The sequence below is a fragment of the Metabacillus mesotrionivorans genome, from assembly GCF_052171315.1.
Classification (GTDB): Bacteria; Bacillota; Bacilli; order Bacillales; family Bacillaceae; genus Bacillus_P.
The window spans coordinates 13,591-29,291 of record NZ_JBQMFF010000012.1 but is presented as its reverse complement, the minus strand read 5'-3'; the positions used below and the strand labels follow the sequence as shown (position 1 = coordinate 29,291).

Annotated in this window: 27 protein-coding genes and 1 pseudogene; all 28 read left to right on the top strand. The window is 42.4% G+C overall.

What is annotated here, in order from left to right; genetic code table 11:
• A pseudogene (locus ACTSEZ_RS19815) lies at positions 1-75 on the top strand (30S ribosomal protein S12); the annotation flags it as partial.
• A 51-nt stretch (positions 76-126) separates the two neighbouring features.
• Complete coding sequence (gene rpsG / locus ACTSEZ_RS19810) at positions 127-597, top strand: 30S ribosomal protein S7 (protein ID WP_029282839.1); 471 nt, start codon at positions 127-129, stop codon at positions 595-597.
• A gap of 59 nt (positions 598-656) precedes the next feature.
• Positions 657-2,735, top strand: coding sequence for an elongation factor G (gene fusA, locus ACTSEZ_RS19805; RefSeq protein WP_369735991.1), 2,079 nt, complete (start codon positions 657-659; stop codon positions 2,733-2,735).
• 111 nt (positions 2,736-2,846) lie between these two features.
• Positions 2,847-4,037 carry an elongation factor Tu gene (gene tuf / locus ACTSEZ_RS19800; RefSeq protein WP_320156811.1) on the top strand — a complete coding sequence of 397 codons (1,191 nt, stop codon included), beginning with the start codon at positions 2,847-2,849 and terminating at the stop codon, positions 4,035-4,037.
• Positions 4,038-4,379: 342 nt separating this feature from the next.
• Positions 4,380-4,688 (top strand): 30S ribosomal protein S10, encoded by a 309-nt coding sequence (gene rpsJ / locus ACTSEZ_RS19795; protein ID WP_191161280.1) that lies wholly within the window; start codon positions 4,380-4,382, stop codon positions 4,686-4,688.
• A 43-nt stretch (positions 4,689-4,731) separates the two neighbouring features.
• The gene (rplC, locus tag ACTSEZ_RS19790; RefSeq protein ID WP_369735990.1) at positions 4,732-5,358 is read left to right on the top strand and encodes a 50S ribosomal protein L3; all 627 of its coding nucleotides are present in this window, start codon (positions 4,732-4,734) and stop codon (positions 5,356-5,358) included.
• A gap of 27 nt (positions 5,359-5,385) precedes the next feature.
• On the top strand, positions 5,386-6,009 hold the full coding sequence (gene rplD, locus ACTSEZ_RS19785) for a 50S ribosomal protein L4 (protein WP_369735989.1): 624 nt from the start codon (positions 5,386-5,388) through the stop codon (positions 6,007-6,009).
• Positions 6,009-6,296 carry a 50S ribosomal protein L23 gene (gene rplW, locus ACTSEZ_RS19780; protein ID WP_029282828.1) on the top strand — a complete coding sequence of 96 codons (288 nt, stop codon included), beginning with the start codon at positions 6,009-6,011 and terminating at the stop codon, positions 6,294-6,296. The genes rplD and rplW overlap by 1 nt, the downstream gene beginning before the upstream one ends.
• A 29-nt stretch (positions 6,297-6,325) precedes the next feature.
• Positions 6,326-7,156, top strand: a complete 831-nt coding sequence (gene rplB, locus ACTSEZ_RS19775; protein WP_029282826.1) for a 50S ribosomal protein L2 — start codon at positions 6,326-6,328, stop codon at positions 7,154-7,156.
• A gap of 57 nt (positions 7,157-7,213) precedes the next feature.
• Positions 7,214-7,492 (top strand): 30S ribosomal protein S19, encoded by a 279-nt coding sequence (gene rpsS / locus ACTSEZ_RS19770; protein WP_029282824.1) that lies wholly within the window; start codon positions 7,214-7,216, stop codon positions 7,490-7,492.
• Positions 7,493-7,509: 17 nt separating this feature from the next.
• The gene (gene rplV, locus ACTSEZ_RS19765) at positions 7,510-7,851 is read left to right on the top strand and encodes a 50S ribosomal protein L22 (RefSeq protein ID WP_029282822.1); all 342 of its coding nucleotides are present in this window, start codon (positions 7,510-7,512) and stop codon (positions 7,849-7,851) included.
• A gap of 3 nt (positions 7,852-7,854) precedes the next feature.
• Entirely contained in the window at positions 7,855-8,511 is a 657-nt protein-coding gene (rpsC, locus tag ACTSEZ_RS19760; RefSeq protein ID WP_029282820.1) for a 30S ribosomal protein S3, read from the top strand.
• A gap of 2 nt (positions 8,512-8,513) precedes the next feature.
• Positions 8,514-8,948, top strand: a complete 435-nt coding sequence (gene rplP / locus ACTSEZ_RS19755) for a 50S ribosomal protein L16 (RefSeq protein WP_029282818.1) — start codon at positions 8,514-8,516, stop codon at positions 8,946-8,948.
• Positions 8,938-9,141, top strand: coding sequence for a 50S ribosomal protein L29 (rpmC, locus tag ACTSEZ_RS19750; protein ID WP_029282816.1), 204 nt, complete (start codon positions 8,938-8,940; stop codon positions 9,139-9,141). Before rplP ends, rpmC begins: the two co-directional genes overlap by 11 nt.
• A gap of 20 nt (positions 9,142-9,161) precedes the next feature.
• Complete coding sequence (rpsQ, locus tag ACTSEZ_RS19745; RefSeq protein WP_029282815.1) at positions 9,162-9,428, top strand: 30S ribosomal protein S17; 267 nt, start codon at positions 9,162-9,164, stop codon at positions 9,426-9,428.
• Between the two features lie 38 nt (positions 9,429-9,466).
• The gene (gene rplN / locus ACTSEZ_RS19740) at positions 9,467-9,835 is read left to right on the top strand and encodes a 50S ribosomal protein L14 (protein WP_029282813.1); all 369 of its coding nucleotides are present in this window, start codon (positions 9,467-9,469) and stop codon (positions 9,833-9,835) included.
• A gap of 39 nt (positions 9,836-9,874) precedes the next feature.
• Positions 9,875-10,186: a 50S ribosomal protein L24 gene (gene rplX, locus ACTSEZ_RS19735; RefSeq protein WP_369735988.1), complete on the top strand. Its 312-nt coding sequence runs from the start codon at positions 9,875-9,877 to the stop codon at positions 10,184-10,186.
• A gap of 24 nt (positions 10,187-10,210) precedes the next feature.
• Positions 10,211-10,750 (top strand): 50S ribosomal protein L5, encoded by a 540-nt coding sequence (rplE, locus tag ACTSEZ_RS19730; protein WP_029282808.1) that lies wholly within the window; start codon positions 10,211-10,213, stop codon positions 10,748-10,750.
• Positions 10,751-10,771: 21 nt separating this feature from the next.
• Positions 10,772-10,957, top strand: a complete 186-nt coding sequence (gene rpsN / locus ACTSEZ_RS19725) for a 30S ribosomal protein S14 (RefSeq protein WP_010285078.1) — start codon at positions 10,772-10,774, stop codon at positions 10,955-10,957.
• Positions 10,958-10,989: 32 nt separating this feature from the next.
• Positions 10,990-11,388, top strand: coding sequence for a 30S ribosomal protein S8 (gene rpsH, locus ACTSEZ_RS19720; protein ID WP_029282804.1), 399 nt, complete (start codon positions 10,990-10,992; stop codon positions 11,386-11,388).
• A gap of 31 nt (positions 11,389-11,419) precedes the next feature.
• Positions 11,420-11,956: a 50S ribosomal protein L6 gene (rplF, locus tag ACTSEZ_RS19715; protein WP_029282802.1), complete on the top strand. Its 537-nt coding sequence runs from the start codon at positions 11,420-11,422 to the stop codon at positions 11,954-11,956.
• Positions 11,957-11,989: 33 nt separating this feature from the next.
• Positions 11,990-12,352, top strand: a complete 363-nt coding sequence (gene rplR / locus ACTSEZ_RS19710) for a 50S ribosomal protein L18 (protein ID WP_369735987.1) — start codon at positions 11,990-11,992, stop codon at positions 12,350-12,352.
• 23 nt (positions 12,353-12,375) lie between these two features.
• Positions 12,376-12,876, top strand: a complete 501-nt coding sequence (gene rpsE, locus ACTSEZ_RS19705; protein WP_029282798.1) for a 30S ribosomal protein S5 — start codon at positions 12,376-12,378, stop codon at positions 12,874-12,876.
• Between the two features lie 13 nt (positions 12,877-12,889).
• The gene (rpmD, locus tag ACTSEZ_RS19700; RefSeq protein WP_369735986.1) at positions 12,890-13,072 is read left to right on the top strand and encodes a 50S ribosomal protein L30; all 183 of its coding nucleotides are present in this window, start codon (positions 12,890-12,892) and stop codon (positions 13,070-13,072) included.
• 32 nt (positions 13,073-13,104) lie between these two features.
• On the top strand, positions 13,105-13,545 hold the full coding sequence (gene rplO, locus ACTSEZ_RS19695; RefSeq protein WP_369735985.1) for a 50S ribosomal protein L15: 441 nt from the start codon (positions 13,105-13,107) through the stop codon (positions 13,543-13,545).
• Positions 13,545-14,840: a preprotein translocase subunit SecY gene (gene secY, locus ACTSEZ_RS19690; protein ID WP_369735984.1), complete on the top strand. Its 1,296-nt coding sequence runs from the start codon at positions 13,545-13,547 to the stop codon at positions 14,838-14,840. Before rplO ends, secY begins: the two co-directional genes overlap by 1 nt.
• 56 nt (positions 14,841-14,896) lie before the next feature.
• On the top strand, positions 14,897-15,550 hold the full coding sequence (locus ACTSEZ_RS19685; RefSeq protein WP_029282790.1) for an adenylate kinase: 654 nt from the start codon (positions 14,897-14,899) through the stop codon (positions 15,548-15,550).
• Positions 15,547-15,701, top strand: a 155-nt coding sequence (locus ACTSEZ_RS19680) for a M24 family metallopeptidase (RefSeq protein WP_369736009.1), incomplete at its 3' end; no start/stop codon positions are given. The genes ACTSEZ_RS19685 and ACTSEZ_RS19680, both read left to right, overlap by 4 nt.

Genomic DNA, 15,701 nt, shown 5'->3' with positions numbered 1-15,701 from the left:
ACTGCAGGTGTTGACAAACGTATGCAAGGCCGCTCTAAATACGGTACAAAACGCCCAAAAGCACCAAAAAAATAATGCCTTAAGTCATATATCACTTAAGTATATCGCATGAAGGGAGGATATAACATGCCACGTAAAGGTCCTGTTACAAAAAGAGACGTATTGCCAGATCCACTTTACAACTCAAAGCTTGTTAGTCGTCTAATCAACAGAATTATGGTTGACGGTAAGAGAGGTAAAGCACAAACTATTCTTTACACTGCTTTTGACATCGTGAAAGAGCGTTCAGGTAAAGAAGCAATTGAAGTGTTCGAGCAAGCACTTAAAAACATCATGCCAGTTCTTGAGGTAAGAGCTCGTCGTGTAGGTGGAGCAAACTATCAAGTACCTGTTGAAGTTCGCCCTGACCGCCGTACAACTCTTGGTCTTCGCTGGTTAGTAAACTACGCTCGTCTTCGCGGAGAGAAAACGATGGAAGAGCGTTTAGCTAACGAGATTCTTGATGCTGCGAACAACACTGGTTCATCAGTTAAGAAGCGTGAAGACACTCACAAAATGGCTGAAGCTAACAAAGCATTCGCTCACTACCGCTGGTAGGATTCAATATAAACCAATAACTATACTAATCCTTATAAAAGGAAGGAGAAAAGACCCCAATGGCAAGAGAGTTCTCCTTAGACAAAACTCGTAATATCGGCATCATGGCTCACATCGATGCCGGTAAAACGACGACTACTGAACGTGTACTTTTCTACACTGGACGTATTCACAAAATTGGTGAGACACACGAAGGTGCGTCTCAAATGGACTGGATGGAGCAGGAGCAGGAGCGTGGAATCACGATCACTTCTGCTGCTACAACTGCTCAGTGGAAAGGCCATCGCGTAAACATCATTGATACACCTGGACACGTAGACTTCACAGTTGAAGTTGAACGTTCACTTCGTGTACTTGATGGTGCTGTAGCAGTACTTGATGCACAATCAGGTGTTGAGCCTCAAACTGAAACAGTATGGCGCCAGGCAACAACTTACGGAGTACCGCGTGTAGTATTCGTTAACAAAATGGATAAAATCGGTGCGGATTTCTTATACTCTGTAAAAACATTGCATGACCGTCTTGAAGCAAACGCTCATCCAATCCAGCTTCCAATCGGTGCTGAAGATCAATTCGAAGGAATTATCGATCTTGTAGAAAACGTAGCATACTTCTACGAAGATGATCTTGGAACTCGTTCTGAGGCAAAAGAAATTCCTGAGGAATATAAAGATCTTGCAGAAGAGTGGCGCGGCAAGCTTGTAGAAGCTGTTGCTGAACTTGACGAAGAGCTTATGATGAAATACCTTGAGGGTGAAGAGCTTACTCTTGAAGAGCTTAAAGCCGGAATCCGCAAAGGTACAGTAAATGTAGAATTCTACCCGGTTATCTGTGGATCTGCATTTAAAAACAAAGGTGTACAGCTAATGCTTGACGCAGTTCTTGATTACCTGCCATCACCTCTTGATGTACCTGCAATCAAAGGTATCACTCCTGACACTGAAGAAGAAGTAACTCGCGAATCAAGCGATGAGGGTCCTTTCTCAGCACTTGCTTTCAAAGTTATGACTGACCCTTATGTTGGGAAACTTACATTCTTCCGCGTATATTCAGGTGTTCTAAACTCTGGATCTTACGTACAGAACTCAACGAAAGGCAAGCGTGAGCGTGTAGGACGTATCCTGCAGATGCATGCTAACTCTCGTGAGGAAATCTCTACTGTATATGCTGGTGACATCGCTGCTGCTGTAGGTCTTAAAGATACTACTACTGGTGATACTCTATGTGATGAAAAGAGCCTTGTTATCTTGGAATCAATGGAATTCCCAGAGCCGGTTATCTCGCTTTCAGTTGAGCCAAAATCAAAAGCTGACCAAGACAAAATGTCTACAGCTCTATCTAAGCTTTCTGAAGAAGATCCAACATTCAAAGCTCACACTGATACTGAAACAGGTCAAACGATCATCTCTGGTATGGGTGAACTTCACCTTGATATCATTGTTGACCGTATGAGACGTGAATTCAAAGTTGAAGCTAACGTTGGTGCTCCTCAGGTTGCTTACCGTGAAACTTTCCGCGGATCTGCGAAAGTTGAAGGTAAGTTTGCACGCCAATCCGGTGGACGCGGTCAATTCGGACACGTTTGGATCGAATTCGAACCAAATGAAGAAGGAAAAGGCTTTGAGTTCCACAACAAAATCGTCGGCGGTGTTGTTCCTCGTGAATACATCCCAGCGGTTGGAGCCGGCTTAGAAGACTCCATGAAAAATGGTGTTCTTGCAGGCTACCCTCTAATCGATGTTAAAGCATCATTAGTAGACGGTTCTTACCATGATGTTGACTCAAGTGAGATGGCGTTTAAAATTGCTGCATCTATGGCACTTAAAAACGCTGTATCTAAGTGTAACCCTGTTATTCTTGAGCCTGTTATGAAGGTTGAAGTCGTAATCCCTGATGAGTACATGGGAGATATCATGGGTGATATCACTTCTCGCCGCGGTCGCGTTGAAGGTATGGAAGCTCGCGGAAACGCTCAAGTAGTACGTGCTATGGTACCTCTTTCTGAAATGTTTGGATATGCAACTGCACTTCGTTCAAACACTCAAGGACGCGGAACATTCTCTATGCACTTTGATCACTACGAAGAGGTTCCAAAATCAATTTCTGAAGAAATTATCAAAAAAAATAAAGGTGAATAATTGATTTTCACTCTTTATTAAAGTATAACTACTTATGTATGAATAGAAAGTGGACAGACTCCACTTTCTACACTCTATATAATCAATCATGACTCTAAGGAGGAATTTAGAATGGGTAAAGAAAAATTCGACCGTTCCAAAACGCATGCCAATATCGGTACAATTGGACACGTTGACCACGGTAAAACAACTCTAACAGCTGCAATTACAACTGTACTTGCAAAACGTAGCGGTAAAGGTGCTGCAATGGCATACGACATGATCGATGCTGCTCCTGAAGAGCGCGAGCGCGGAATCACAATCTCAACTGCACACGTTGAGTACGAAACTGAAACTCGTCACTATGCACACGTTGACTGCCCAGGACATGCTGACTATGTTAAAAACATGATCACTGGTGCTGCACAAATGGACGGCGGAATCCTAGTTGTTTCTGCATCTGACGGCCCAATGCCACAAACTCGTGAGCACATCCTTCTTTCTCGTCAAGTAGGTGTACCTTACCTAGTAGTATTCATGAACAAATGCGACATGGTAGACGACGAAGAGCTTCTTGAGCTAGTTGAAATGGAAGTTCGCGACCTTCTTTCTGAGTATGACTTCCCTGGCGATGACATCCCAGTAATCAAAGGTTCTGCTCTTAAAGCTCTAGAAGGCGAAGCTGAGTGGGAAGAGAAAATCGTTGAGCTTATGAACGCTGTTGACGAGTACATCCCAACACCAGCTCGTGACACTGAAAAACCATTCATGATGCCTGTTGAGGACGTATTCTCAATCACTGGCCGTGGAACAGTTGCTACTGGACGCGTTGAGCGTGGAGTAGTTAAAGTTGGAGATGTTATCGACATCATCGGCTTCACTGAAGAGCCAAAATCAACAACTGTAACAGGTGTTGAAATGTTCCGTAAGCTTCTTGACTATGCAGAAGCTGGCGACAACATCGGTGCACTTCTTCGTGGGGTTTCTCGCGACGACATCCAACGTGGACAAGTTCTTGCTAAGCCAAAAACAATCACTCCACACACTAAATTTAAATCAGAAGTTTACGTTCTTTCAAAAGAAGAAGGTGGACGTCACACTCCATTCTTCTCTAACTACCGCCCACAGTTCTACTTCCGTACTACGGACGTAACTGGTATCATCCAACTTCCAGAAGGCGTTGAGATGGTTATGCCTGGCGATAACATCGAAATGACTGTTGAACTTATCGCTCCAATCGCGATTGAAGAAGGTACTAAATTCTCAATCCGTGAAGGCGGTCGTACAGTAGGCGCTGGTGTTGTAGCTACAATCACTGAGTAATCCTGCTACTTAAAAAGACGAGCATTCGTGCTCGTCTTTTTTTGTTTCTTCTATATATAATGCAGAAATGATTTGATCATAAGAAACGAAAACTTTTCCAGCTGCTGATCCTCTTGTTTTTACCTGTTGATGTATGTATAATAGGAAAAGTGCGCAAGAAAGTAAAAACTTTATTTTTATCTTGCATTGGGCGCGAAATTTCTATATAATAGACAATGTTGGTCTTTGACTGCGATGAAGTAGGAGGTTGCCGATACACACGGCCGCTTTGCCATGGCGAGTGTACGGAAAATTTCTACGGAGAAAGTCTATTTTAAAAGTAGGCGAAAAGGAGGGAAAATAATGGCAAAACAAAAAATTCGTATTCGTTTGAAAGCATATGATCACAGAATTCTTGATCAATCTGCTGAAAAGATCGTTGAAACAGCAAAACGTTCAGGTGCTAACGTTTCTGGTCCGATCCCGTTGCCAACTGAAAAATCGGTTTACACGATTCTTCGTGCGGTACACAAATACAAAGATTCACGTGAGCAGTTCGAAATGCGCACACACAAACGTTTAATCGATATCATCAACCCAACACCACAAACTGTTGATGCATTGATGAGATTAGACTTGCCGTCAGGCGTTGACATTGAAATCAAACTTTAATTTCAAAAAATAGATTTTATAACCATTATAGGAGGTGTGACTAATGACCAAAGGAATCTTAGGTAAAAAAATCGGTATGACTCAAGTGTTTACTGAAAAAGGTGATCTTATCCCGGTAACAGTAATTGAGGCTGCTGAAAACGTAGTTCTTCAAATCAAGACTGTTGAAAGCGACGGCTATGCTGCTGTTCAGGTTGGTTTCTCAAACAAACGTGAAAAGCTTTCTAACAAGCCTGCAAAAGGACACGTTGCAAAAGCTAATACTGCACCTAAGCGCTTCGTAAGGGAGTTCCGCGGAGAAGCTGGTGAGTATGAAGTTGGTCAGGAAGTCAAAGTTGATATTTTCTCTGCTGGAGATACAGTAGATGTAACAGGAATCTCAAAGGGTAAAGGTTTCCAAGGCTCTATCAAGCGCCATAACCAATCTCGCGGACCAATGTCACATGGTTCTCGTTACCACCGTCGCCCAGGTTCAATGGGTCCTGTTGCTCCTAACCGAGTATTCAAAAACAAATTATTGCCAGGCCGCATGGGCGGAGAGCAAGTAACTGTTCAAAACCTTGAGATCGTGAAAGTTGACGCTGAGCGTAACCTTCTATTGATCAAAGGTAACGTCCCGGGTCCTAAAAAAGCACTTATCACAGTGAAAAAGGCTGTTAAATCTAACTAATTTTTCTAAGAAAGGAGGAATTCGATAATGCCGAAAGTAGCATTATTAAACCAAAGCGGATCAAACGTTGGTGAAATCGAACTAAATGATTCTGTATTTGGTATCGAACCTAATCAGCACGTTTTATTTGATGCGGTTATCATGCAAAGAGCTTCTTTGCGTCAAGGAAACCACAAAGTAAAGAATCGTTCAGAAGTTAGAGGCGGAGGTCGCAAGCCTTGGCGCCAAAAAGGTACTGGACGCGCTCGTCAAGGATCTATCCGCTCACCACAATGGCGCGGCGGTGGTATCGTATTCGGTCCAACACCACGCAGCTATGCTTACAAATTACCTAAAAAAGTTCGCCGCTTAGCGATCAAATCAGCTTTATCTACAAAAGTACAAGAGAACAACATTCTAGTATTAGAAGATCTTCTAATGAATGCTCCTAAAACAAAAGAAATGACTGCTATCCTTGCAGGACTTTCAGTTGAAAAGAAAGCATTGATCGTTACTGCTGATGTAAACGAATCTGTTGCACTATCTGCACGTAACATCCCTGGCATTACAGTTCTTGAAGCTAATTCTATTAATGTACTTGATGTACTTAACCATGAAAAGCTTGTTATTACGAAAGCAGCGGTGCAAAAAGTAGAGGAGGTGCTTGCATAATGAAAGATCCTCGTGATATTATTAAGCGCCCCGTAATCACTGAACTTTCAACGGACTTAATGACTGAGAAAAAGTACACGTTTGAAGTTGACGTTCGTGCTAACAAAACTCAAGTGAAAGATGCTATTGAAGCAATCTTTGGCGTAAAAGTGGAGAAAGTTAACGTTCTTAACTACAAAGGCAAATATAAGCGTGTAGGTCGTTACACAGGTCTTACTAATAAACGCAAAAAAGCAGTTGTTAAATTAACAGCTGACAGCAAAGAAATCGAATTATTCGAAGTCTAATTCATTATTTAAGATAGGAGGGAAACGAGATGGCGATTAAAAAGTACAAACCAACCTCAAATGGTCGTCGCGGCATGACTGTTTCTGATTTCGCTGAGATTACTACAGACAAACCGGAAAAGTCATTACTTGCGCCTGTACACAGAAAAGGCGGTCGTAACAACCAAGGTAAAATTACTGTACGTCATCAAGGCGGCGGTCACAAACGTCAATACCGTATTATCGACTTCAAACGCGATAAAGATGGTATACCAGGACGCGTTGCTACAATCGAGTATGATCCGAACCGTTCTGCAAACATTGCACTTATCCACTATGCAGATGGTGAGAAAAGATATATCCTTGCTCCAAAAAACCTTGAAGTAGGTTTACAAGTTGTTTCTGGACCAGAGGCTGATATTAAAGTAGGAAATGCACTTCCACTTCAAAATATCCCTGTAGGTACAGTTATTCACAACATCGAACTTAAACCAGGCAAAGGCGGACAATTAGTACGTTCTGCTGGTACTTCTGCACAGGTTCTTGGTAAAGAAGGCAAATACGTTCTTGTTCGTTTGAACTCTGGTGAGGTTCGCATGATCCTTGCTACTTGCCGCGCTACAGTTGGTCAAGTAGGAAACGAGCAGCATGAACTTATCAACATCGGTAAAGCTGGACGCTCTCGCTGGTTAGGTATCAGACCTACAGTTCGTGGTTCTGTAATGAACCCTAACGATCACCCGCACGGTGGTGGTGAAGGTCGTGCTCCAATCGGACGTAAGTCTCCAATGACTCCTTGGGGTAAACCTACTCTTGGTTACAAAACTCGCAAGAAGACAAACAAGTCCGATAAATTCATCGTACGTCGTCGTAAAAAATAACGTGATGGTTCTACGGTTCGAAGGAACCGTAGCGCAATCGCGAAGGGAGGTACAAGTATGGGCCGTAGCTTGAAAAAAGGACCATTCGTAGATGAGCATTTATTCAAGAAAGTTGAAAAGTTAAACGAGTCAGAGAAAAAACAAGTGATCAAAACTTGGTCTCGCCGTTCTACTATTTTCCCGCAATTCATCGGTCAAACGATCGCTGTATATGACGGTCGCAAGCATGTTCCTGTATACGTTACTGAAGATATGGTAGGACACAAACTCGGTGAGTTTGCTCCAACACGTACGTATAAAGGCCATGCAGCTGACGACAAAAAAACAAGACGCTAATGAGAGGAGGCTTTTAAATGCAAGCTAAAGCCGTTGCAAGAACAGTACGTATTGCTCCTCGTAAAGCTCGTTTAGTAATTGATCTTATCCGAGGAAAGCAAATCGGTGAAGCGGTAGCGATTCTTCGCCACACACCTAAAACTGCTTCTCCAATTATTGAAAAAGTTCTAAAATCTGCTGTGGCAAACGCAGAGCACAACTATGAAATGGACATTAACAACCTGGTTGTAACTGAAGCTTATGTAGGCGAAGGTCCAACTCTAAAACGTTTCCGTCCACGCGCAATGGGCCGTGCAAGTGCCATCAACAAACGCACAAGCCACATTACAATCGTTGTATCAGAAAAGAAGGAGGGATAATCCGTGGGTCAAAAGGTAAATCCAGTCGGTCTTCGCATTGGTGTTATCCGTGATTGGGAATCTAAATGGTTCGCTGGCAAAGATTATGCTAATCTTCTGCACGAAGACATCAAAGTTCGTGAATATATCAATCAGCGTTTAAGCGATGCATCTGTTTCAAAGATCGAAATCGAGCGTGCTGCTAATCGCGTGAACATTACGATCCACACTGCTAAGCCAGGTATGGTTATCGGTAAAGGCGGTACTGAAGTTGAAGCACTTCGTAAAGCTCTTAACTCACTAACTGGCAAGCGTGTACACATCAACATTCTTGAAATCAAGAGAGCTGATCTTGATGCTAAACTAGTAGCTGACAACATCGCTCGTCAACTTGAAAATCGTATTTCATTCCGTCGTGCTCAAAAGCAAACAATCCAACGTGCTATGCGCGCAGGTGCACAAGGAATTAAAACAATGGTATCTGGTCGTCTTGGCGGCGCTGATATCGCTCGTTCTGAAAGCTACAGTGAAGGAACAGTTCCACTTCACACACTTCGTGCTGATATTGACTATGGTACAGCTGAAGCTGACACTACTTATGGTAAATTAGGCGTTAAAGTTTGGATCTATCGTGGAGAGGTTCTTCCTACTAAGAAGAAAAAAGAGGAAGGAGGAAAATAATTATGTTGTTGCCAAAACGCGTTAAATATCGCAGAGAACACCGTGGAAAAATGCGCGGTCGTGCTAAAGGCGGTACAGAAGTTCACTTCGGTGAATACGGCATTCAAGCTCTAGAAGCTTCTTGGATTACAAATCGTCAAATTGAGGCAGCTCGTATTGCTATGACTCGTTACATGAAACGTGGCGGTAAAGTCTGGATCAAAATTTTCCCTTCTAAGCCTTACACGGCTAAACCTCTAGAGGTCCGCATGGGATCCGGTAAAGGTGCTCCTGAAGGCTGGGTGGCAGTTGTAAAACCAGGAAAAGTAATGTTTGAAATTGCTGGTGTATCAGAAGAAGTAGCACGCGAAGCATTGCGTCTTGCATCTCACAAATTGCCAATCAAAACAAAATTCGTTAAACGCGAGGAAATTGGTGGTGAATCAAATGAGAGCTAATGAAATTCGTGATCTTACCACTGCTGAAATTGAACAAAAAGTAAAATCACTGAAGGAAGAGCTGTTCAACCTTCGCTTTCAATTGGCGACTGGACAACTTGAAAACACTGCTCGCATTCGTGAAGTACGTAAATCGATCGCTCGTATGAAAACTGTGATCACTGAAAGAGAGATCGCTGCTAATAATCGATAATCCTGAGAGGAGGTTGCAGAATGACTGAACGCAACAACCAGCGCAAAGTCTACACTGGACGTGTAGTTTCTGATAAAATGGATAAAACGATCACTGTTCTTGTTGAAACGTATAAGAAGCATTCTTTATACGGCAAGCGTGTTAAATATTCCAAAAAGTTCAAAGCTCATGATGAAAACAACCAAGCTAAAATCGGCGATGTGGTTAAAATCATGGAAACTCGCCCATTATCAGCTACTAAACGTTTCCGTCTAGTTGAAATTGTTGAAGAAGCTGTTATTATCTAATATTGTTCGGATTATATTTCCGAAGGGAGGTAACGTAAATGATTCAACAAGAATCCCGTTTAAAAGTTGCTGACAACTCTGGTGCTCGTGAAGTTCTTACTATTAAAGTTCTTGGCGGATCTGGACGTAAAACTGCTAATATTGGTGATGTAATTGTTTGTACGGTCAAACAAGCAACACCAGGAGGCGTTGTTAAAAAAGGTGACGTTGTTAAAGCAGTAATCGTTCGCACAAAGAGCGGCGCTCGCCGTCAGGACGGATCTTACATCCGTTTCGACGAAAACGCATGTGTAATCATTAAAGATGACAAGAGCCCTCGCGGAACTCGTATCTTTGGACCAGTTGCACGTGAATTGCGTGAAGGCAACTTCATGAAAATTGTTTCTCTTGCTCCAGAAGTATTATAAATCGAAAATAGATAGTCTTACTAAGGAGGTGCGACTAGGATGCATGTAAAAAAAGGTGATAAAGTAATGGTGATCTCAGGTAAAGATAAAGGCAAACAAGGTACTGTTCTTGCTGCTTTCCCTAAGAAAGATCGCGTGCTTGTTGAAGGCATCAACATTATGAAGAAGCATTCAAAACCTTCTCAATTAAACCCTCAGGGCGGAATTATCAGCCAGGAGGCACCTATCCATGTATCAAATGTTATGCCACTTGATCCTAAATCAGGTGAGCCAACTCGTGTTGGTTTCAAAGTGGTTGATGGCAAAAAGGTACGTGTTGCGAAAAAATCTGGTGAAACTTTAGATAAATAGTAAATAAGGAAGGGAGGTCCTCGCATGAACCGCCTTAAAGAAAAGTATCAAAAAGAAATTACACCTGCTTTAATGAGCAAGTTCAACTATAAATCAGTGATGCAAGTTCCAAAGCTTGAGAAGATCGTAATCAACATGGGTGTTGGTGACGCAGTATCTAACTCTAAAGCTCTTGATACAGCTGTAGAAGAGTTAACTACAATCTCAGGTCAAAAGCCGGTTATCACAAAAGCTAAAAAATCAATTGCAGGATTCCGTCTGCGTGAAGGTATGCCTATCGGTGCGAAAGTAACTCTTCGCGGCGAGCGCATGTATGAATTCCTAGATAAATTAGTTTCTGTATCATTACCACGTGTACGTGACTTCCGCGGTATCTCTAAAAAGTCTTTTGACGGACGCGGAAACTACACTCTTGGTGTTAAAGAACAACTAATCTTCCCTGAAATTGATTATGATAAAGTATCAAAAGTTCGTGGTATGGACATCGTTATCGTTACAACTGCTAACACTGATGAAGAATCTCGTGAGCTTCTTACTCAGTTCGGTATGCCATTCCAAAAATAATCGAAATAGGGAGGCGAAAACGTGGCTAAAAAGTCAATGATTGCGAAACAAAAACGCACTCAAAAGTTTAAAGTACAAGAGTACACTCGCTGCGAACGCTGTGGTCGTCCACATTCAGTTCTCCGCAAATTTAAACTTTGCCGTATTTGTTTCCGTGAACTCGCATATAAAGGTCAAATTCCAGGCGTTAAAAAAGCTAGCTGGTAATACCCCATAATCGGGAAGGAGGTAATTTTGATATGGTAATGACAGATCCAATTGCAGATATGCTTACTCGTATTCGCAACGCGAATATGGTTCGTCATGAAAAATTAGAAATTCCTGCATCGAAAGCGAAAAAAGAGATCGCTGAAATCCTTAAGCGTGAAGGTTTCGTTCGTGATGTTGAATATGTAGAAGATAACAAACAAGGTATCATTCGTATTTTCCTTAAATACGGATCAAACAACGAGCGTGTTATCACTGGTCTGAAACGCATCAGTAAACCAGGATTACGCGTATACGCTAAAGCTAACGAAGTACCTCGCGTACTTAACGGTTTAGGAATCGCAATCGTATCTACTTCTCAAGGTGTCCTTACAGACAAAGAAGCTCGTGCGAAACAAGCTGGCGGAGAAGTTCTGGCATACGTTTGGTAATAACCTGAAAAAAGAATGGAGGTGTACATGAATGTCTCGTATTGGTAAAAAACCACTTGAAATCCCTGCTGGTGTAACAGTTGCGATCGACGGAAGCACTGTAACTGTTAAAGGACCTAAAGGTGAATTAACTCGTACTTTTAACTCTGATATCAACATTAAGGTTGAAGACAACGTACTTACAGTGACACGTCCTTCTGATCAAAAAGAACATCGTGCTCTTCACGGTACAACTCGCAGCCTTCTTGGAAACATGGTTGAGGGCGTTTCTAAAGGATTTGAAAAGGGTCTTGAATTAGTAGGTGTCGGTTACCGTGCTACTAAGTCAGGCAACAAGCTAGTTCTTGCTGTTGGATACTCACATCCTGTAGAAATCGTTCCTGAACAAGGAATCGAAATTGAAGTGCCTTCAAATACAAAAGTAATTGTAAAAGGTACAGACAAAGAGCGTGTTGGAGCTGTTGCATCTAACATCCGCGCTACTCGTCCGCCAGAGCCTTACAAAGGCAAAGGTATCCGCTACGAAGGTGAATATGTACGTCGTAAAGAAGGTAAAACAGCGAAGTAATGTCGCTTAGATGATAAGAAAGGAGTGACCTGGATGATTACGAAACTTGACAAAAACGTTGTGCGTAAGAAAAGACACGGACGTGTCCGCGCAAAATTATCTGGTACAACTGCTCGTCCTCGTTTAAACGTATTTCGTTCTAATCAGCACATCTACGCACAAGTAATTGACGATGCTCAATCAGTGACAATTGCAAGTGCTTCAACATTAGATAAAGACCTTGCTCTTGATGCGAAAGGCAACGCTGAAGCTGCTGCTAAAGTTGGCGAACTAGTTGCTAAACGTGCAATCGAAAAAGGCGTAAAATCTGTTGTATTTGACCGCGGGGGTTACTTATACCACGGCCGTGTTAAGGCTTTGGCTGAAGCTGCTCGCGAAGCTGGTCTAGAATTTTAATAAAAAAAGGAGGGACACAGAGAATGGGTCGTATTGAACCAAACAAATTAGAGCTTGAAGAACGCGTTGTTACAGTAAACCGTGTAGCTAAAGTAGTAAAAGGTGGACGTCGTTTCCGCTTTGCTGCATTAGTAGTTGTCGGCGACAAAAACGGTCATGTAGGTTTCGGTACTGGTAAAGCACAGGAAGTTCCGGAAGCGATTCGCAAAGCGATCGAAGACGCTAAGAAAAACCTTGTTGAAGTACCTATGGTTGGTACTACTATTCCTCACCAAGTCATCGGCAGATTCGGTGCTGGAAACATCCTTTTAAAACCTGCATCTGAAGGTACTGGTGTTATCGCTGGTGGTCCTGTTCGTGCAGTACTAGAATTAGCAGGAGTTAGTGACATCCTTTCTAAATCGCTAGGTTCTAACACTCCAATTAACATGATCCGTGCTACAATTTCTGGATTAACAGAACTTAAACGCGCTGATGAAGTTGCGAAGCTACGTGGCAAGTCGGTTGAAGAATTGTTAGGATAAGGAGGGAAACATGATGGCAAACAAATTAGCGATTACCCTCACTCGCAGTGTGATTGGTCGCCCAGAAGACCAACGTATTACTGTTAAAACACTAGGTCTTAAAAAAATGCATCAAACAGTAGTGCTTGATGACAATGCAGCGATCCGCGGCATGATCAACAAAGTATCTCATTTGGTAACAGTTAAAGAACAATAATATAGATCTTCTAATATCAAGGAGGTGTCCCGATGAAACTTCATGAATTAAAACCAGCAGAAGGGTCACGCAAAACACGCAACCGTGTTGGCCGTGGTACTGGTTCTGGTAACGGTAAAACAGCTGGTAAAGGTCATAAAGGACAAAACGCCCGTTCCGGCGGCGGTGTTCGCCCTGGATTCGAAGGTGGTCAAACTCCTTTATTCCGACGTCTGCCTAAACGCGGATTCACAAACATCAACCGTAAAGACTATGCGATTGTCAGCCTTGACAAACTTAATCTGTTCGAAGACGGTGCTGAAGTAACTGTTGAACTTCTAGTTGAAGCTGGAGTAATCAGCAAAGTGAAATCAGGCGTGAAAGTACTGGGCAACGGAAAGCTTGAGAAAAAGCTTACAGTTAAAGCCAATAAATTCTCTGCATCTGCTAAAGAAGCTATCGAAGCTGCTGGCGGTACAGTAGAGGTGATTTAATGTTTAAGACAATCTCCAATTTTATGCGCGTGGGTGATATCCGCAATAAAATCTTGTTCACCCTTCTAATGTTAATTATTTTTCGTATCGGTACGTTCATTCCTGTGCCTAACGTCAACGCTGACGTTTTAAAGGCTCAGGATGAAATGAATGTTTTCGGAATTCTTAACACCTTCGGAGGCGGTGCGCTGTATAACTTCTCGATCCTTGCGATGGGAATTATGCCGTACATTACAGCATCCATCATCGTGCAGTTATTGCAGATGGATGTCGTTCCGAAATTTACTGAATGGTCAAAGCAAGGTGAAGTTGGCCGTCGTAAACTAGCACAATTCACTAGATACTTTACGATTGTACTAGGTTTCATCCAAGCGTTGGGTATGTCTTACGGTTTTAATAATCTCGCTGGGGGATTATTAATTGAAAAGCCGGGAATTACAACGTACCTTTTAATTGCAGTTGTCTTAACAGCAGGTACTGCTTTTTTAATGTGGTTAGGAGAGCAAATCACATCTAAGGGTGTGGGTAATGGTATTTCCATCATCATTTTTGCGGGGATTGCAGCAGGAATCCCTACAACTCTTAACCAAATCTATGTGCAGCAATTCCAGGACGCTGGAGATCAGCTTTTCTTGAACATTGTAAAAGTTGCGCTGATAGTATTAGCGGTAATCGCAATTATAGTTGGAGTTATCTTCATTCAGCAGGCTCTTCGCAAGATCCCGATTCAATATGCGAAGAACTCAGCAGGCCGAGCTCCTGCGAAAGGTCAGTCTACTCACCTTCCGCTTAAAGTGAATCCTGCCGGTGTTATCCCTGTCATCTTTGCGGTTTCGTTCATTATTACACCGCCAACAATTGCTTCGTTCTTCGGATCCAATGATGTTACAAACTGGATCCAAAAAACGTTTGATTATACACAGCCTATCGGCATGATTGTATATGTTGCATTAATCGTTGCTTTTACTTACTTCTATGCATTTGTTCAGGTTAATCCGGAACAGATGTCAGAGAATCTGAAAAAGCAGGGCGGATATATCCCGGGCATTCGTCCAGGGAAAAATACGCAGGATTATTTAACAAAAACTCTATACAGACTGACGTTTGTTGGTTCACTTTTCTTAGCAGCTATCTCAGTTCTTCCTGTATTCTTTATTAAGTTCGCTAACTTGCCAGCTTCTGCACAGATTGGCGGAACGAGCTTGTTGATCGTAGTAGGGGTTGCTCTTGAAACGATGAAACAACTTGAAAGTCAGCTTGTTAAGCGTCACTATAAAGGATTTATTAAACAGTAAGGTTATGGGACTTGTGTCCCTTTCCTTCTAAATAGAGACTGAGGGGGGTAATATTCTTGAATCTAGTATTAATGGGTCTGCCGGGAGCCGGTAAAGGCACACAGGCAGAACGAATCGTTGAAAAATATGAAATCCCTCATATCTCAACAGGGGATATGTTCAGAGCTGCCATTAAAGGTGAAACTGAGCTAGGTCTTAAAGCAAAATCCTTCATGGATCAAGGTGCTCTCGTTCCTGATGAAGTAACGATCGGTATCGTCCGTGAAAGATTAGGCAAGAATGATTGTGAAAAAGGTTTCCTTCTTGACGGATTCCCGCGCACAGTTGCTCAGGCTGAAGCTTTGGAAAACATCCTGTCTGATCTTGATAGAAAAATGGATTATGTCATTAACATTGAGGTTGATAAAGACATCCTGATGGAACGTCTTACAGGACGCCGCATCTGCAAACAATGCGGATCAACATATCATCTCGTTTTCAATCCTCCGGCTGCTGAAGGACGCTGCGACAAATGCGGCGGTGAACTTTACCAGCGTGAAGATGACAACGAAGAGACTGTTGCTAACCGGCTTGAAGTAAACCTCAAGCAGACACAACCTTTGCTGAATTTCTATGAAGAAAAAGGATATCTGCGTAATATTAATGGCCAGCAGGACATCAATAAAGTCTTCGCTGACGTTAATGAACTGCTTGGAGGATTAGGTGAATGATCATTTGTAAGACTCCACGTGAAATCGAAATTATGCGTGAGGCTGGTCGCATTGTCGCATTGACCCACCAGGAACTCCAAAAACATATACAGCCTGGAATTACAACAAAAGAACTGGATGCAATTGCCGAAAAGATTATTCGTGCAAACCA

Bases quoted from the DNA above. Each gene is read 5' to 3' on its own strand.
- rpsG (WP_029282839.1), top strand. From the start codon at position 127: ATGCCACGTAAAGGTCCTGTTACAAAAAGAGACGTATTGCCAGATCCA.
- fusA (WP_369735991.1), top strand. From the start codon at position 657: ATGGCAAGAGAGTTCTCCTTAGACAAAACTCGTAATATCGGCATCATG.
- tuf (WP_320156811.1), top strand. From the start codon at position 2,847: ATGGGTAAAGAAAAATTCGACCGTTCCAAAACGCATGCCAATATCGGT.
- rpsJ (WP_191161280.1), top strand. From the start codon at position 4,380: ATGGCAAAACAAAAAATTCGTATTCGTTTGAAAGCATATGATCACAGA.
- rplC (WP_369735990.1), top strand. From the start codon at position 4,732: ATGACCAAAGGAATCTTAGGTAAAAAAATCGGTATGACTCAAGTGTTT.
- rplD (WP_369735989.1), top strand. From the start codon at position 5,386: ATGCCGAAAGTAGCATTATTAAACCAAAGCGGATCAAACGTTGGTGAA.
- rplW (WP_029282828.1), top strand. From the start codon at position 6,009: ATGAAAGATCCTCGTGATATTATTAAGCGCCCCGTAATCACTGAACTT.
- rplB (WP_029282826.1), top strand. From the start codon at position 6,326: ATGGCGATTAAAAAGTACAAACCAACCTCAAATGGTCGTCGCGGCATG.
- rpsS (WP_029282824.1), top strand. From the start codon at position 7,214: ATGGGCCGTAGCTTGAAAAAAGGACCATTCGTAGATGAGCATTTATTC.
- rplV (WP_029282822.1), top strand. From the start codon at position 7,510: ATGCAAGCTAAAGCCGTTGCAAGAACAGTACGTATTGCTCCTCGTAAA.
- rplP (WP_029282818.1), top strand. From the start codon at position 8,514: ATGTTGTTGCCAAAACGCGTTAAATATCGCAGAGAACACCGTGGAAAA.
- rpmC (WP_029282816.1), top strand. From the start codon at position 8,938: ATGAGAGCTAATGAAATTCGTGATCTTACCACTGCTGAAATTGAACAA.
- rpsQ (WP_029282815.1), top strand. From the start codon at position 9,162: ATGACTGAACGCAACAACCAGCGCAAAGTCTACACTGGACGTGTAGTT.
- rplN (WP_029282813.1), top strand. From the start codon at position 9,467: ATGATTCAACAAGAATCCCGTTTAAAAGTTGCTGACAACTCTGGTGCT.
- rplX (WP_369735988.1), top strand. From the start codon at position 9,875: ATGCATGTAAAAAAAGGTGATAAAGTAATGGTGATCTCAGGTAAAGAT.
- rplE (WP_029282808.1), top strand. From the start codon at position 10,211: ATGAACCGCCTTAAAGAAAAGTATCAAAAAGAAATTACACCTGCTTTA.
- rpsH (WP_029282804.1), top strand. From the start codon at position 10,990: ATGGTAATGACAGATCCAATTGCAGATATGCTTACTCGTATTCGCAAC.
- rplF (WP_029282802.1), top strand. From the start codon at position 11,420: ATGTCTCGTATTGGTAAAAAACCACTTGAAATCCCTGCTGGTGTAACA.
- rplR (WP_369735987.1), top strand. From the start codon at position 11,990: ATGATTACGAAACTTGACAAAAACGTTGTGCGTAAGAAAAGACACGGA.
- rpsE (WP_029282798.1), top strand. From the start codon at position 12,376: ATGGGTCGTATTGAACCAAACAAATTAGAGCTTGAAGAACGCGTTGTT.
- rpmD (WP_369735986.1), top strand. From the start codon at position 12,890: ATGGCAAACAAATTAGCGATTACCCTCACTCGCAGTGTGATTGGTCGC.
- rplO (WP_369735985.1), top strand. From the start codon at position 13,105: ATGAAACTTCATGAATTAAAACCAGCAGAAGGGTCACGCAAAACACGC.
- secY (WP_369735984.1), top strand. From the start codon at position 13,545: ATGTTTAAGACAATCTCCAATTTTATGCGCGTGGGTGATATCCGCAAT.